Raw genomic sequence first — 15,669 nt, 5'->3', positions numbered from 1 at the left:
GTTATTATTTTTTTATTTATCTTTACAATAGTTAAAACTGATGTATTCTATAGCCTGCTCTGGCAAACAGAGTTATTAATGAATATCAAGTAAAAGTAAAGCTCTAGATCTCTGCGTTATCGTTGTTATCCAAAGTGTTTCCCTTAGCTTCATAGTCACATTCAATAATTCAAGCTTCAGTGCATCGCATTATCGCGATAGATTTATTAATTTATTATATAAGGGACACAAAATGTCTAAAACTACTGGTTTAGTAAAATGGTTCAACGAAGATAAAGGTTTTGGTTTTATCACTCCTGATAATGGCGGCGCGGACGTTTTCGTTCATTTCCGTTCAATCACTTCAGATGGTTTCAAAACTTTAGCTGAAGGCCAAAAAGTATCTTTCGAAGTAGAACAAGGCCAAAAAGGCCCTCAAGCAGCTAACGTTACTGCTGAGTAAGTTTATACTTTGTAAGATAGCGCAAATAGTTTAACGACTGTTTGCGCTTTTTTTTACCTGTAATTCCTCGCCTAACACTCTCGTGCAGTTACCTCGCTTTGTTATTTGCCTTTATAGCCATTATTTTGCTTATTCAGCCTTAGGCAACCTAGTTAAAAATTGCTAAACTCTTTCGCGACTTTCAATGTCGTTGCATAATTAATTGATCAAAAAACCTTAATTGATAGGAAACCAACGTGACAGATTCAGCTATGCGTCTCAATAAATACATCAGCGAAAGTGGCATTTGCTCTCGACGTGATGCAGACCGTTATATTGAACAGGGCAATGTATTTATTAACGGCAAGCGTGCACAGGTTGGTGACCAGGTTAATTTTGGCGACAAGGTGAAAGTAAACGGTCACGATATTGAACCTCGAGATGCTGAAGATTTAGTGTTTATTGCCTTAAATAAACCTGTGGGTATTGTCAGTACGACAGAAGGCACCGAGCGCGATAATATTGTTGATTTTGTGAATCACTCAACCCGTATTTTTCCTATTGGCCGTTTAGATAAAGATTCCCAAGGATTGATTTTTTTAACCAACAATGGTGATTTGGTTAATAAAATATTACGTGCGGGCAATAACCACGACAAAGAATATGTAGTGACGGTAAATAAACCCATTACCGATGATTTTATCAAAGGTATGGGCGCTGGTGTGCCTATTCTTGGGGTCGTGACAAAAAAGTGTAAGGTAGAGCAAGTATCAACCTATGCGTTTAAAATTGTTTTAGTACAAGGGCTTAATCGTCAGATCCGCCGCATGTGTGAATATTTTGGCTTTGAGGTCACTAAGCTTGAACGTCAAAAAATCATGAACGTTAGCCTTAAAGGTTTACCAATAGGTGAGTGGCGCGATCTCGATAAACAAGAACTGGATGTGTTGTTTGAAATGATCAAAGACTCTTCTTCAGAAGATAAAAAGTCTGCTACCAAGCAAAAGCCAAAACCGAAACCGAAACCTAAAGTGGAATCTCTTCGGGATAAAATCGAAGGTCCTGAACATTTTATGCAACACAACCGCAGCACTAAACATAAAGGCCAGGCTAAAGGCGCTCCACGAGGGCAAACTAAAGGCCAGGCGCAACATGGTAAAGGTAAACCAAGTTCTGCAAGAAAACCTAAACGCTAATATTTAGTAATATAGTGTGATCTCACTGAAATTGATTAAGGCGACAGCTATGCTGACGCCTTTTTTATTGGCACTTTTTCTGAATAATGAGCGGTTAATTGGTTTACTTGTTCAATAAGGTAAACTTTTCTTGTTATCTGCACGTAATGGTTCATATATTCATTTTGCAGTGAGAGCCTCGTGTCTTCATATCGCTCCCTTTTTTGTTTTTCTAATGATCTTAGATTAAAAGATAATCTAGCCTTAAGCGCACTAATACGTAGCAGCTCTAATATCGCTTTTGTATTTGTTTTTGACGAGAGCAACTTTAAACCCATTTATTTTCAACAAACATCAATGGGTAAGCATAGGCTGGGTTTTTTATTACAATCTTTAGAAGATTTGAGTCATCAGCTTGAAGCGTTAGGGCACAAGCTTCACCTTTGTTATTTAGTCATGATGAAACAGCAATATTTAAACGTATTCAAAGGTATAGCATCAATACCATTGGTAAAATTAATACCGCACTGTTATGGCCTGTTAACCGTAAACAATCTTTATTACTGTTAGATTTTTTTGCCGCTTTAGTTGGGATATTATGCGTCCTGATCGTGTGCCAAGAGACACCCTAACCAATATCAAACAGAATGGTTTTTATACCATTAATATAAGATACTTTGAAGTGATATGTTTGTTGGTGAGTATTAAAAAATTGTTCAATATCATAGAGTAAACCTATTTGTTCTGCGCTGTTGATAACATAGGGTTGCATGTCATGGTAGGTATAAAGAAGTACGTCTTTACGTTGGGACAGAGGAGTTCCCAAAGTGTCAAAACAAAACAGTAACAGCGTTAGCCAAATAAATGTCAAATGGTTTTCATTTTCCTTCTGAATCAATGGTGTTAACGGTCAATGAACTTTTCATTCCTCTAATGTCGTTCATATTAATCTTGTCTGCACCGTTAAAATTAGCATTTTATTCTGATTTAGTGACTTCATTTTTCATCGTATAAAGAACCTGCTGGTTCATTTATGCAATAAACCCAAGACTATTAGGCCAAAAACACCGATAATTCATGTTAATTAGATAATGTGGCCGTTTGGCTGTGAATGACTGTAGGTGTATTCAATGGAAATCAAAGTAAATTTTCTCGACAATTTAAGACTCGAAGCCAAGTTTGACGACTTTACGGTGACTGCCGACCAACCTATACGTTATAAAGGCGATGGTTCTGCCCCGAGTCCTTTTGATTACTTTTTAGCATCGTCAGCATTGTGCGCCGCATATTTTATCAAGGTGTATTGTAAAGCCCGTGATATTTCAACGGAAAACATTCGGTTATCGCAAAATAACATTGTTGATCCTGAAGATCGCTACAACCAGATATTTCAAATTCAGGTAGAGTTACCTGAAGATATCTCTGATAAAGACCGTGAAGGTATTTTACGTTCAATTGATCGCTGCACCGTTAAAAAAGTGGTGCAAACAGGTCCTGAATTTAAAATCGAAACCGTCGCAAATTTAGATGCCGACGCCAACGCGATGTTAATGGGGCAGCCTGAAGGCGATGGCAGCACCTTTATTTTAGGTAAAGACCTGCCGCTTGAACAAACCATCAAAAATATGACCGCGATGTTAGCTGACCTGGGAATGAAGATTGAAATCTCATCCTGGCGAAATATTGTACCTAATGTGTGGTCGTTACACATTCGCGATGCGGCATCACCTATGTGTTTCACCAATGGTAAAGGGGCGACTAAAGAAAGCGCATTGTGTTCTGCATTGGGGGAGTTTATTGAGCGTCTTAATAATAACTTTTTCTATAACGATCAATTCTTTGGTACTGAAATCGCCAATAGCGAATTTGTGCATTATCCAAATGAAAAGTGGTTTGCTCTTGAAGACGATGATGCATTACCAGCAGGCATATTAGATGAGTATTGTTTAGATATTTATAACCCAGATGAAGAGTTATGTGGTTCACACTTAATTGATACCAATTCAGGTAATAAAGACCGCGGTATTTGTGCTATCCCTTACACGCGCCAGTCCGATGGTGAAACCGTGTATTTTCCATCAAACTTAATTGAGAACTTGTTTTTAAGTAATGGTATGAGCGCAGGCAATAACTTACCAGAAGCACATGTTCAATGCTTATCAGAAATCTTCGAGAGAGCGGTAAAACGTCAAATCATCGAGCAAGAAATAGTCCTTCCAGATGTCCCTATGGCGGTGTTAGAAAAGTACCCTAGTATACTCGCGGGGATTAAAGGACTTGAAGAACAAGGCTTTCCGGTTGTGGTGAAAGATGCGTCATTGGGCGGGCAATTTCCTGTAATGTGCGTAACCCTAATGAACCCAAGAACAGGCGGAGTGTTTGCCTCATTTGGTGCACACCCAAGCTTTGAAGTAGCATTAGAGCGTAGCCTAACCGAATTACTACAAGGTCGAAGCTTTGAAGGTTTAAACGATGTGCCTAAGCCAACGTTTAATTGCATGGCTGTAACTGAACCTGAAAACTTTGTTGAACACTTTATTGATTCTACAGGCGTCATTTCTTGGCGCTTCTTTAGCAGTAAGTACGACTATGATTTCTGTGAGTGGGATTTTTCAGGTACAAATGAACAAGAAGCTGAGGCGTTATTTGGCATTTTATCGGCAATGGGCAAAGAAGTTTATATTGCTGAATTTACCGATTTAGGTGCTTCAGCATGCCGAATTTTGGTACCAGAGTATTCTGAAGTTTACCCTGTCGATGACCTGATTTGGGATAATACCAACAAGGCGTTGCTATACCGTGAAGATATTCTTAATTTACATTCTTTAAGCACCAAAGCTTTGGGTAAATTAGTTAATCGATTAGAAGAAAGCCAGCTAGATAACCAAACCGATATCCCTACATTAATTGGCATCGTATTTGATGAGAATACGGTTTGGGGGCAATTAACCATTATAGAGCTTAAAATTCTGATTTATTTAGCTTTAGGTGAGCATGAAGATGCCCTGGAATTAGTCGAGGAGTTTTTGCAGTTTAATGACAATACTGTACAACGCCGCTTGTTCTATCAAGCAGTCAATGCCGTGCTTGAAGTGACCTTAGATGAAGACTTAGCGCTAGAACACTTTATCGGTAACTTTAATAGAATGTTTGGTGCTGAGGTAATGGAAAACGTTGTTGGCTCTGTTACAGGTAAAGTCCGCTTTTATGGTTTAACTAAAACCAGCATTAATTTAGAAGGTATTAAACCCCACTTAAGGCTGATTGAAAGCTACAAGAAGCTTCATCAAGCGCGTCAGCAAAAGTCATAAGCATAAAGAAATATTTAAGCATGAAGAAATAAAAATGCCAGCGATAATTGTTAAGTTACCGCTGGCATTTTTATGAACCTAGCCTATTCAATTTTTTATAACTTTATGGTGGTGTAAAGAGGATTTTCCCTAAGCTCCCATTCTATATTTGTCGACTCGTTTAATGGCAAATAACATCCATATCGTCAGTACCGCGCTGCAACTCGCGAGTGAAATCCATACACCGAAAACACCGAATGCCCATGCAAAAAGGTAAATTACCGCGGCAATTAATATTAATTTTAACCCTGTTAAAATAGCAGACTCTTTGGTAGCACCAATAGCTTGGAAAAAACTCGCTCCAACAAGTAATAATCCTTCCATAGGCAGTCCCCAAAAATACCATCGTAACCCTTCAATCGCCACAGGGGTTAATTCAGGGTTATTTCCGGCAAAAAGATACACCATCCACTGTGGGCGAGTGTAAATTAAAATAAGCCCAATAACGGCTACCAGTAAAGTCATACTAAATGCAATGTGGCGAGCCTCTTTGACCCTGTCGTAGCGACCTGCGCCAGCATTAAAGCTAAAGATAGGCTGGGTGCCAAAAGCAATCCCTTCAAAAACCAAATAGAAGATTGCCTCGGTATAACTAATAACGCCATAAACCGCAACATGTAAAGGTGCGCCTACCCAGAGTAAGGCGGTATTGTGAAGAGTGAGTACTATCGATAAGTACAAATTCATTAAAAAGCTCGGAAAACCCGTCTTAGTAATATCGATGCAATGCTCTGCTCGAAGCCGCATTTGCGACCAATTGATTTTCAATTGCGTTTTATGGCCAAAAAAATGCTGAAGGCACAATAAGCCAGTTACAGCTTGACTTAACATGGTGGCTATCGCAGCACCTGCTAGGCCAAAGGGGTATACCACTATAAATAACCAATCTAAAAATGTATTTAATATGCCACCAGTAATAAGAACACAGGTGACAAAATGTGGTCTACCATCGTTACGTAATAGAGCTGTAAACGCTAAAGACATAATCGGAAAATGGCTCAGGGCAAAGTACCAGAATAAATAGTCATGGGCACTGTGTAATACCTCACCTTCGGCTCCTAGTGCAATCAAGATGTCCTCAGCAAACAGGCTCCCACAAACGGCAAAAAATAATCCAGCCAGTAAACATAAACTGAATGCATTACTCAAAATATGCCGAGCCTTGATAATATTTCCCTGACCAAGGTTCATTGATACAAGGGCTGCGCTGCCCATTCCTATTAAGGCCCCTACAGCATATAAAATGGCACCGACAGGGTAAGCTAACATCATCCCTGCTAATCCTGTCTCCCCCAAATAGTGGCCAACAAACATACCATCGATGGCGACATAAATACCGGTAATTAACATTGACGCTATAGTCGGTATTGAATAGCGCCAAAAAAGTTTTGCAACAGGCTGCTCTAACAAGCTTAAATCTTGTTGAGCTGGCTGTGATGATGTACTTGTTGACGACATAGACATGACTCAAATAATAAAAAATGATGTTAACCAAAGTGTTTATCTGAAAACACTTAAGTGATATGCAAATTGATGTGTTAGCTGAAAGTATGACCTATGACACATATCAGTGCTGGTCATACTGTTTTAAGCCTGTAAAAAATAGAGTTTAACGGGATCTCTTAACCGATGACTATTCTATTATTAACCGCTACGATAGAATACGTAATTGCTATTATATTTTAATTTTTTTCAGGGGTTTTGTATGGCGCTGTTGCCTAAACATATAATTATCCCAAAAACATGACATAAACCACATAGAACACTAATAGGATTGGACGTTATCTGCAACCATTTGGCTTAAACCTGCATTCTCTCGTTAGGTTTTTCAATGTTGATTTTATATTTTGCTTTTAGGCAACAACGCCGTTTTGTATGCCAAAGACTGATTTTTATTGGTATGTTGGGTTAATTGACCGTTTACGATGAGATGGGTAAAGCCACATTCCCACTTTAGATGCGATTTCGTACTAAGTTATCAAGCGACGTAGGACATTTAATTAAGGTATAAATTGTCCATTAATATTGGATTTAACGGTACTAATAAACCAGTGTTAAATCCTTTATTATTCTCCTCATTGACATAGCACTATGAGGAAATCATCCATGTCTCACCCAATTATTCAAGATTTAGAACGTCGTTATACCGTGAAAAAATACGATTCAAATAAACGTATCTCTGCTGAAAATATTGCAGTGCTACAACAAGCAATGCGTTTATCCGCGTCTTCAATTAACTCGCAGCCTTGGAAGTTCATTATTATTGAAAGTGATGCGGCAAAGCAGCGTTTGCATAATACCTTTGCAAACAAGTATCAATTCAATCAGCCGCACGCAACTGAAGCTTCACATATTATTCTATTTGCACATAATCCAGCTTATACCAAAGACGATTATAGAAAAGTGGTTGATGTTGAAGTGTCCTCTGGCCATTTGCCGGCAGAGATGTATGACAATATGCTTAATGGTGCGTTTGCCTTTGCTGAAGCTAATACTAATGACGCTGGCTTTAATGGTGAATGGACTAAGGCTCAAACCTATATTGCCTTAGGCAATACTCTGCATGCATTAGGGCGTTTAGGGATAGATTCAACGCCGATGGAAGGCGTCGACTCTGAGCTTATTGCTGAAGAGTTTAAACAGGAATTAAACGGTTATGTGGTTGAGGTGGCATTAGCCATTGGATATCACAAAGAGGGCGAGGATTATAATCATGGTCTGCCTAAATCACGCTTACCGATAGAAGATATTTTTACTGTATTGTAATTAGCACAATCTAGCACGGACTAAAAATGCTTATTTAGTCCGTGTTTTTATGTTTATCTGCAGTCTGATTTAATCGTGAATGATTTAGCCTTATGACTTATGTTAGTTATTTATCTGAGTTAGTTGAACCAATCTTGTGAATCGCTAAATCAGCGCCGTGGAACTCATCTTCCTGGCTTAATCGTAAGCTACTCATTTTATTTACAATACCATAAACCAATACCCCGCCTATTACGGCTATTATAATGCCAGCTAGGGTGCCTATTAGTTGTGCCATTATGCTAACGCCGCCGAGGCCACCCATTGCCTGTTGGCCAAATATACCCGCCGCAATGCCGCCCCAAACACCACATAAACCATGTAAAGGCCACACCCCTAGTACATCATCAACTTTAGCACTGCGCTGTAATTTGGTGTAAATCACTACAAATAATCCACCGGCTACACCACCCACAATAAACGCACCTACAGGGTGCATCAAATCAGAGCCAGCACACACAGCGACTAACCCGGCTAAAGGGCCGTTATGGATAAAGCCAGGATCATTTTTACCCACAATCAAAGCAATAATAGTGCCGCCAACCATTGCCATTAAACTGTTAACCGCAACAAGGCCGCTGATACCATCTAATGTTTGTGCTGACATGACGTTAAACCCAAACCAGCCGACAATCAGTACCCATGAGCCCAATGCAAGAAAGGGAATATTTGAAGGAGCAAAAGCGATACCGGGTTTACGCCCACGCCTTGACCCCAACAATAAAATGGCTACCAGCGCAAGCCAGCCGCCCATAGCATGTACTACAACAGACCCAGCAAAGTCATGAAATTGTGCACCAAAAGTGTGCTCTAGCCAGGCTTGAAAACCAAAGTTACCATTCCAAATAATCCCTTCAAAAAACGGATAAACAAATGCCACGATGAGGGCAGAAGCAAATAGAAATGGTCTGAAGCTACCACGTTCGGCAATACCCCCCGATACAATAGCTGGGATCGCTGCAGCAAAGGTTAGCAGGAAGAAAAATTTCACTAACTCATATCCGTGATTTGCGCCTAATGCTTCTGCACTGACAAAAAAGTGTGTGCCATAAGCAACTTGGTATCCAATAACGAAGTAAGCCACAGCTGAAAATGCAAAATCAGTAATAATTTTAACTAAAGCGTTCACTTGGTTTTTGTGACGAACAGTACCGACTTCTAAAAATGCAAATCCTGCATGCATGGCGAGTACCAAAATGGCACCCAATAAGATAAACACGGTATCTGCACTTTGAGCGATCACGCCAATGGCATCACTAATATTATTATCCATTAAGAGTCCTGATATGGTTTGAAAAATAGCCTTAGGCTTAAAAAAGCAAAAATCATTCCTGTTTATTGGTGTTAAATAAAAAAATGTCAGTTATTGGTGCAACACAATGAAAATATTGATTAAATATTTCAAACCCATGAACCATATTGGTGCGTAACTCTTGCTAATTGAATGGTTTTAATAGGATACGATAGTGGGAGTTGTACTATTTTAGTGCGCGAATGTTGTAAGTTGGTGCACTGTAATGGTGCCTAGTGATCATTCTTTTTCTCAGAGTGAATATTAATAGGCTTCATATCAAACCAACTTTCATTATCGGCTTAATGACAGTATCAATTTCAGCATTTCTATTTTCCTTAAGGTTTTTTAAGATGGCTTAACAGGCTTGCTCTGATTGATATTATGTCAATGTTCATCGCTTTTATGGCTTACAACATATTTATCATTGAACAATCGTTTTAGGCGAAACGAATATATTTGTGCTTTTTTTCACACTTTTGAATTGCGAACTTGTTTTTAAATAGACGATCGGTCTAATATTGACCCATGCATGAGATAACAACTAAACCACGTCGTGGTAGACCGCCTAACGCGAGTCGAGATAATCAAGACACCAAAGCGGCTTTAATTCGCAGCGGGCTTGAACAGTTAACCGAAACTGGGTTTGCCGGTTCGGGGATTGATCTCATTTTAAAAAAGGTCGGCGTACCTAAGGGCTCTTTTTATCATTATTTTGCCAGTAAAGAAGCCTTTGGTCAGGAAGTTATCGCAAACTATGCTGCCTACTTTATGCATCAACTTGATAAGTGCTTGGCGGATGAGTCGGTTTCAGAGATTCACCGACTAAGTTTGTTTGTGAATAAAGCCAAAGTTGGTATGACCCAATATCAATTTAAACGTGGCTGTCTGATAGGTAATTTAGGCCAAGAGGTGGATTTATTACCCGACAGTTATCGCCAACAACTGATAGATATTTTTTTGAGTTGGCAGACAAGGTTAGCCATTTGTTTACAAGCGGCTCAAACCCAAGGGGATATTCACCCTAATGCCGACTGTACGCTATTAGCTGAACTATTTTGGGTAGGTTGGGAAGGTGCGGTTAGCCGTGCAAAGTTGATACAAAGCGTCAAACCTTTACAAGATTATTATGATTTTTTTATGTCAGGCTTACTCACTCAAGATAAATAAATTCAGTTGTAATTGTTAACTAGTTGATTGAGTGATAGTAAACAAAATTTTTTACATTTAAATAGACGGTCGGTCTAAATTGGAGGTTTTATGTTTCGTGGCATTTTAATTGAAAAAGATGAACAAGGTTATCGTGCAGCTTTAAAAGATATTGATGAATCCTTATTGCCAGAGGGGGATGTGACTGTCGACGTTGTTTACAGCACATTAAATTATAAAGATGGTTTAGCTATTACTGGCAAAGGCCCTGTGGTTAGACAATTCCCTATGGTGCCAGGTATCGATATGGTTGGGGTTGTTTCACAATCAGATACGGGCAAGTTTGCGATAGGCGATACAGTATTATTAAATGGTTTTGGGGTAGGCGAAGTCCATTGTGGCGGATTAGCACAAAAGGCTCGTTTAAAAAGTGATTGGTTGATCCCTTTACCAAAAGCATTTTCACCGCGTCAGGCTATGGCGATTGGTACGGCGGGTTACACTGCCATGTTATGTGTTATGGCACTAGAAAAAAATGGTGTGACACCAGAGAAAGGCGATATCTTAGTGACGGGTGCTAATGGCGGTGTCGGTAGTTTTGCCGTAGCGATTTTAGCTAAGCTAGGATATAGCGTTGTTGCTTCAACGGGACGTGCAGAAGAGACAGCTTACCTGCATAAGTTGGGGGCTAAAGAAGTGATTGACCGTCATTCATTGTCAGAGCCTGGTCGCCCATTGGCCAAAGAGCGTTGGGCAGGGGCAGTTGATTCTGTTGGCAGTCATACTTTAGCTAACATTTGTGCCAGTATTCAATACGGTGGTACGGTTGCCGCTTGTGGTTTGGCACAAGGAATGGATCTTCCCGCCACCGTCATGCCATTTATTTTACGTGGTATCACATTAGCGGGTGTTGACAGTGTGATGCGTCCGATTGCTGATCGTGAAACAGCATGGCAGCGTCTTGCTGACATTATAGAACCTGAAATGTTTGATGATATTGCTACTGAGATGACACTTGATGGTGTGATTCAAGGGGCTAATGATTTAATGGCCGGTAATATTCGCGGACGTATCGTTGTTAAAGTTGGCTAGTTAGAGAGCCAGGACTCTGGTTAATCAATCTATTTTTAGCGGCTATTTTCAACACTCATTATGTTGTATTGACTTGCAATAGGCTTGCTAATGGTACGTGAGGTTCGCCTTGTTATCACTCAAAATTGCTGGCTCAAGGTGTATAATTTTTTATTAATTGTATGAATAAATTAGCAAATCTCTTGATCAGAGTTCAGATTAGCTAGATACAAAAATGCCAGTCAGTTAGCTGACTGGCATTTGAGTTTTTAAAGCTGTAAGTCACTGTTGTATGGACTTATCTGATTAGTACGCCGCATTGATTAGTAAAACAATGCGGCGCGAGAATCATCCTCAGTAAAGTGACTGGATTACCAAATACGTACGCGTTGATCTTCTGGTAAATACAACTTATCGCCAGGTTTTACGTCAAATGCTTTGTACCAAGCATCATGGTTACGAGGCGCAAGTGCACGATAATGACCAGGAGCATGGGTACCGGCTTTAAGCTGGCTTAACATACTTTGTTCAGTACGTTTTTCTTTCCATACTTGTGCCCATGCTAAGAAGAAGCGCTGGTCACCGGTTAGGCCATTAATGATTGGTGCTTCCTTGCCGTTTAAACTTAACTGGTAGGCATGGTAAGCCATTGCTATACCGCCTACGTCACCAATGTTTTCGCCAAGGCTGTTGCGACCATTAACAAAATTACCCTTGATGGGTTCATATAAGCTGTATTGCGCCGCTAATTGATCGGCTTTGGCTTCAAATGCGGCGCGATCGGTATCGGTCCACCAGTTACGTTGAATACCGTTAGCGTCAGACTTTGAACCTTGATCATCAAATCCATGGCCCATCTCATGGCCAATTACCGCTCCAATACCACCATAGTTGACGGCTGGATCGGCATTGGGATCAAAAAATGGCGGCTGTAATATGGCAGCAGGGAACACAATTTCATTGAACGAGCTATTGTAGTAAGCGTTTACGTATTGTGGTGTCATGCCCCAACGGTTACGATCCGTTTTTTGCAGCTCTTGAGCGACGCTGTCGGCATGGAAGTATTGGCGTAATTTGTGAATATTGCCTATTAAATCTTTACTTGATAGGGTTAAGCCATCAAATTCTTGCCACACATCTGGATAACCAATTTTAGGGGTGAAAGCGGCCAATTTGGCATGGGCATTGACTTTGGTGTCATCGCTCATCCAAGTTAACCCATCAATACGTTGGCCTAATGCAGTACGTAAGTTTTCAACTAAATCAGCCATTTGTGCTTTTGATGATTCAGGGAAATAACGGGCAACATAGACCTTACCAATCGCAAAACCTAATGATTCTGTCGCTGACATTTCATCCACGGCACGTTTCCAACGAGGGCGTGGCTCTTCTTGACCGTTTAAGGTTTTACCATAAAAGTCAAAGTTGGTGTTGTAAATGTCTTCTGACAACAAATCGGCGTTATTGGTCAATGTATGGAAAGTTAAATAGTCTTGCCATACATTTAATGGTTGCTCATTCACTAATGCAATCATTGCCTTAATCGGCTCAGGCTGCGACATGTTAAGTTGCGGGACCTTGTAACCGGTTTGTTCAAAGTAAAGATCCCAATTAAAATGAGGATAAGCTTTCGCTAAATCTTCACGCTTGATCTGATTTAACGTTAAGTCGCGATCTCGGCGCTTTTCTCGTGGCCAATGACCTTCAGCAATTTTTGTCTCAAGCGCTAAAATGGCTTCAGCGCGGGCCTTACCCTCAGCGATGCCTGCAAATGTAAGCATTTTGGCAATGTGGTCAACGTAAGCGCTACGGATATTTATAAAGCGTTCATCGTCTTCTAAATAGTAAGAGCGATCAGGTAAGCCTAATCCGCCAGCACCCACAGATAATTCATATTGGTTTGGATCAAGGCGATTGAACCACATGCCACCATAAATTGGTGATTGGGCATTGGTTAACCAAGATTGGCCAAATACCTTGGTTAAATCATCAGTATTTTTTATCGCGTTAATTTGATCTAAGGTAGGTTTTATTGCCGTTACACCAAGTTTATTGATGGTGTCGGTGTCCATGTAAGCATGGTAAAAATCAGCAATTAATTGCTCTTCGGCATTTAAATTTTGACGGCTAGTAATGTCATCTATGATGGCTTTGACTTGAACCTCACTGCGCTCGGCTAACGCGGTAAATGCACCATAACGCGTTTTATCCGCGGGCATTTCAAAGTTGTCATACCAGGTGCCGCTGGCATACATAAAGAAATCATCACCTGGCTTAACGGCTTCATTTCTGGCGGTTAAATCAATACCAAACTCACCTAATTCAGCTTTGTTAACAGCAGTAGTCTTGACTACTGGGCTGTCGGTTTTGGCGATTTCTGAGGTGCCACATGCACTAAGAAAGGTGCTTGCTAATGCGATGGCAATTAAGGATTTTTTCATTGTTATCTGTTTCCTTACTGGCTTTTTAGGGCTAAAAATTCACCCTCATCTTCTAAGAATGAGTTTAAAAGTCAAACAATGAATTGTTAGCAAATTTTAAATTACAGCCTAAAGGGTATAGATTAATCTGAGCTTAATAAGATGGTAAAAGGAAGTATGAGTATAAATAGGCAATGAGAATGTTGATTATATGGGCAGATTATATTATTAAAACAACGCGCTAATATTGAAGATTGAAGCGCGCAAAACGGGTAAATGCACGGATTATGGGGGCTTTACTGCGTTGCTCAATCAACAATTGTTTTTGAGTCGAGAATTTTTTGAAATGACGAATATCATCGACTATGTGAACTGGTCGACATTCAAATTGCGTGGACAGATTAAGTAACGTTTCCGCATCAAACGAAAAAGACTGTAGCATCTTATTTGAAATATCATTCTTTCTTGCTGCGGTTAAGGCTGACTTACGCAATAGCTGCTGATTAATCTTATCTTTTAAGCGGACTTTATGTTGTTTCCAGGTACTTTTGTTAGTTAGCGTGTGCATGTCTTCGATGATCTGATGTGGATCACAGTCAAACTTGTAAGCAATTTTCGCAATCATTTCTTGGGATGTTATATCAATCCCTTTAATGGTTAGGTAGACAATAAAATCGAGGCGATCGTTGGCTTTTTCGATTGCTTCTTGGGTTTTATTTAACACCTCATCGGCAGGTGATTCTGATTTTTCAACGGAATCAAGTAACTCTGCTAAGGATAGCGTTTCCGCTTCCGCATCAGCATAAGATTGTTGATATACAGGCTGTTTCTTCATTCACTATTACCGGTCAATGTTTAAGTGTCAGGCTAGGTTTTTTTGTTAAGCGTTTTAATCTTACTCAGTCTTTTTGCTGCGCACGTTAGTACAAACTAAATTCTACGTGAAATGGTTAGCGGGTGGAAATGTAAAGTTGATGATAATCAAAAATGTGTGCGCTGAACACTGGCTTGTAACTCAGTTGTTTCTTGGTTGTTATCTTGCTGTTGTGTAATGTTTTTTATTAATACATTGATTATATATTCCAATGTTGAATGCCTGATAAAGAAGGCATGTCTACTTGCTATTATTATACAACTTGTCGGAGGACATTAAAGTTTGAAACTTTTCTACTTCCGAAGCTCGTTTCCATTGGCTACCATAGGCCAAATGTGACAATAAAGATTGAAACTTAGACTCAATCAACGTGGCTATCCAGAGAAAGAGTGACAACAAAGTTTGAAACTCACTTTTGGACATTTCCGAGTTAAAGCCTTAACTCTAACTCGTCAGTTTCGGATAAAAATTTCTATGGGTTAACGTTTGGTTAAGGGGCGGGCTTTAGCCCGTCCCAGTGAGCGAAGCGAACGATTTGAACCACTAGTTAGGTGAGCATCCACGACTTGCTGGCTAATCACCACAGCCACCGTCACCACCACAGTCGCCACTAGACGAACTGAAGCCACCGCCTGAATCACCCGATGAATTACCACCGTTGCCCTGGTTGTTTCTTAGTGCATTCCATATTAAGAGTGAAAAAAGAAATATAAAAATACCTATTGGGCAGATAACGCTATAAAAGGAGTTCTCCGATCTTATGTCGCTGAAATAAAAAGAAAATACCAAGCCAGTGAGAATAATGATTAACGATTTCAAATTTTACTCCCACACTTTCCCATGGAAACCTAACGAGCCTGTAGAATTTCTATTTTTATAAATTTGGCCATTTTCTAGACCTCCGGTATCGCTTTCTAAGCGATTATCTCGCACTAAGCAATCCATTTGAGTCCCCTAAAATCAGCTAAAAATTTGACCAAATGAGTAATTCTACAGCCTCAACGATCCTGTTAAGGTGTGAGCAACGCAATACCAAAGCTCCCGCATACCACCTTAAACACTAAACGCAACGCATAGTAAAAATGCCACGCGTTGCGAATCACTCTTCAACAG

The 15,669-nt window shown here is 40.0% G+C and carries 14 protein-coding genes; 7 read left to right on the top strand and 7 right to left on the bottom strand.

All coding sequences use genetic code 11. The annotated features are described in order from the left end of the window. The first annotated feature begins 232 nt into the window (after positions 1-232). The 3 genes from cspE (at position 233) to NE535_RS18745 (ending at position 2,166) form a co-directional block, all read left to right on the top strand. Positions 233-442 (top strand): transcription antiterminator/RNA stability regulator CspE, encoded by a 210-nt coding sequence (gene cspE / locus NE535_RS10990; RefSeq protein ID WP_226411051.1) that lies wholly within the window; start codon positions 233-235, stop codon positions 440-442. A 236-nt stretch (positions 443-678) separates the two neighbouring features. Continuing rightward, on the top strand, positions 679-1,617 hold the full coding sequence (gene rluF / locus NE535_RS10985; protein ID WP_261298688.1) for a 23S rRNA pseudouridine(2604) synthase RluF: 939 nt from the start codon (positions 679-681) through the stop codon (positions 1,615-1,617). 180 nt (positions 1,618-1,797) lie between these two features. Further along, the gene (locus tag NE535_RS18745; RefSeq protein ID WP_371931152.1) at positions 1,798-2,166 is read left to right on the top strand and encodes a deoxyribodipyrimidine photo-lyase; all 369 of its coding nucleotides are present in this window, start codon (positions 1,798-1,800) and stop codon (positions 2,164-2,166) included. Between the two features lie 58 nt (positions 2,167-2,224). On the opposite strand, the gene NE535_RS10980 is transcribed toward NE535_RS18745, so the two are convergent. Beyond that, on the bottom strand, positions 2,225-2,467 hold the full coding sequence (locus tag NE535_RS10980; RefSeq protein WP_261298687.1) for a hypothetical protein: 243 nt from the start codon (positions 2,465-2,467) through the stop codon (positions 2,225-2,227). A gap of 259 nt (positions 2,468-2,726) precedes the next feature. Here NE535_RS10980 and NE535_RS10975 point away from each other — a divergent pair, with 259 nt between their 5' ends. After that, on the top strand, positions 2,727-4,907 hold the full coding sequence (locus tag NE535_RS10975; RefSeq protein ID WP_261298686.1) for an OsmC domain/YcaO domain-containing protein: 2,181 nt from the start codon (positions 2,727-2,729) through the stop codon (positions 4,905-4,907). Positions 4,908-5,036: 129 nt separating this feature from the next. Here the strand turns inward: NE535_RS10975 and NE535_RS10970 are convergent, their stop codons facing one another. Further along, a complete protein-coding gene (locus tag NE535_RS10970) occupies positions 5,037-6,404 on the bottom strand; it encodes an MATE family efflux transporter (RefSeq protein ID WP_261298685.1) in 1,368 nt (455 codons plus the stop codon). 648 nt (positions 6,405-7,052) lie between these two features. On the opposite strand from NE535_RS10970, the gene NE535_RS10965 reads away from it, so the two are divergent. After that, positions 7,053-7,712, top strand: coding sequence for a nitroreductase family protein (locus NE535_RS10965; RefSeq protein WP_261298684.1), 660 nt, complete (start codon positions 7,053-7,055; stop codon positions 7,710-7,712). Positions 7,713-7,818: 106 nt separating this feature from the next. Here the strand turns inward: NE535_RS10965 and NE535_RS10960 are convergent, their stop codons facing one another. Then, the gene (locus tag NE535_RS10960; RefSeq protein ID WP_261298683.1) at positions 7,819-9,024 is read right to left on the bottom strand and encodes an ammonium transporter; all 1,206 of its coding nucleotides are present in this window, start codon (positions 9,022-9,024) and stop codon (positions 7,819-7,821) included. Between the two features lie 546 nt (positions 9,025-9,570). Between NE535_RS10960 and acuR the strand changes: the two genes are divergently transcribed. Then, entirely contained in the window at positions 9,571-10,212 is a 642-nt protein-coding gene (acuR, locus tag NE535_RS10955) for an acrylate utilization transcriptional regulator AcuR (protein WP_261298682.1), read from the top strand. Positions 10,213-10,302: 90 nt separating this feature from the next. Further along, positions 10,303-11,283, top strand: coding sequence for an acrylyl-CoA reductase (NADPH) (gene acuI / locus NE535_RS10950; RefSeq protein ID WP_261298681.1), 981 nt, complete (start codon positions 10,303-10,305; stop codon positions 11,281-11,283). Between the two features lie 350 nt (positions 11,284-11,633). Here the strand turns inward: acuI and NE535_RS10945 are convergent, their stop codons facing one another. The 4 genes from NE535_RS10945 to NE535_RS10930 form a co-directional block, all read right to left on the bottom strand. Beyond that, entirely contained in the window at positions 11,634-13,703 is a 2,070-nt protein-coding gene (locus NE535_RS10945) for a M13 family metallopeptidase (protein ID WP_261298680.1), read from the bottom strand. A gap of 220 nt (positions 13,704-13,923) precedes the next feature. After that, positions 13,924-14,517 carry a hypothetical protein gene (locus NE535_RS10940; protein WP_261298679.1) on the bottom strand — a complete coding sequence of 198 codons (594 nt, stop codon included), beginning with the start codon at positions 14,515-14,517 and terminating at the stop codon, positions 13,924-13,926. Between the two features lie 518 nt (positions 14,518-15,035). Beyond that, positions 15,036-15,185, bottom strand: a complete 150-nt coding sequence (locus NE535_RS10935; RefSeq protein ID WP_261298678.1) for a hypothetical protein — start codon at positions 15,183-15,185, stop codon at positions 15,036-15,038. 193 nt (positions 15,186-15,378) lie between these two features. Continuing rightward, entirely contained in the window at positions 15,379-15,501 is a 123-nt protein-coding gene (locus NE535_RS10930; protein WP_261298677.1) for a hypothetical protein, read from the bottom strand. Between the last annotated feature and the right edge of the window lie 168 nt (positions 15,502-15,669).

It is taken from the genome of Shewanella holmiensis (assembly GCF_025370255.1).
Taxonomy (GTDB): Bacteria; Pseudomonadota; Gammaproteobacteria; order Enterobacterales; family Shewanellaceae; genus Shewanella; species Shewanella holmiensis.
This window is presented reverse-complemented; position numbering and strand designations above follow the sequence as displayed.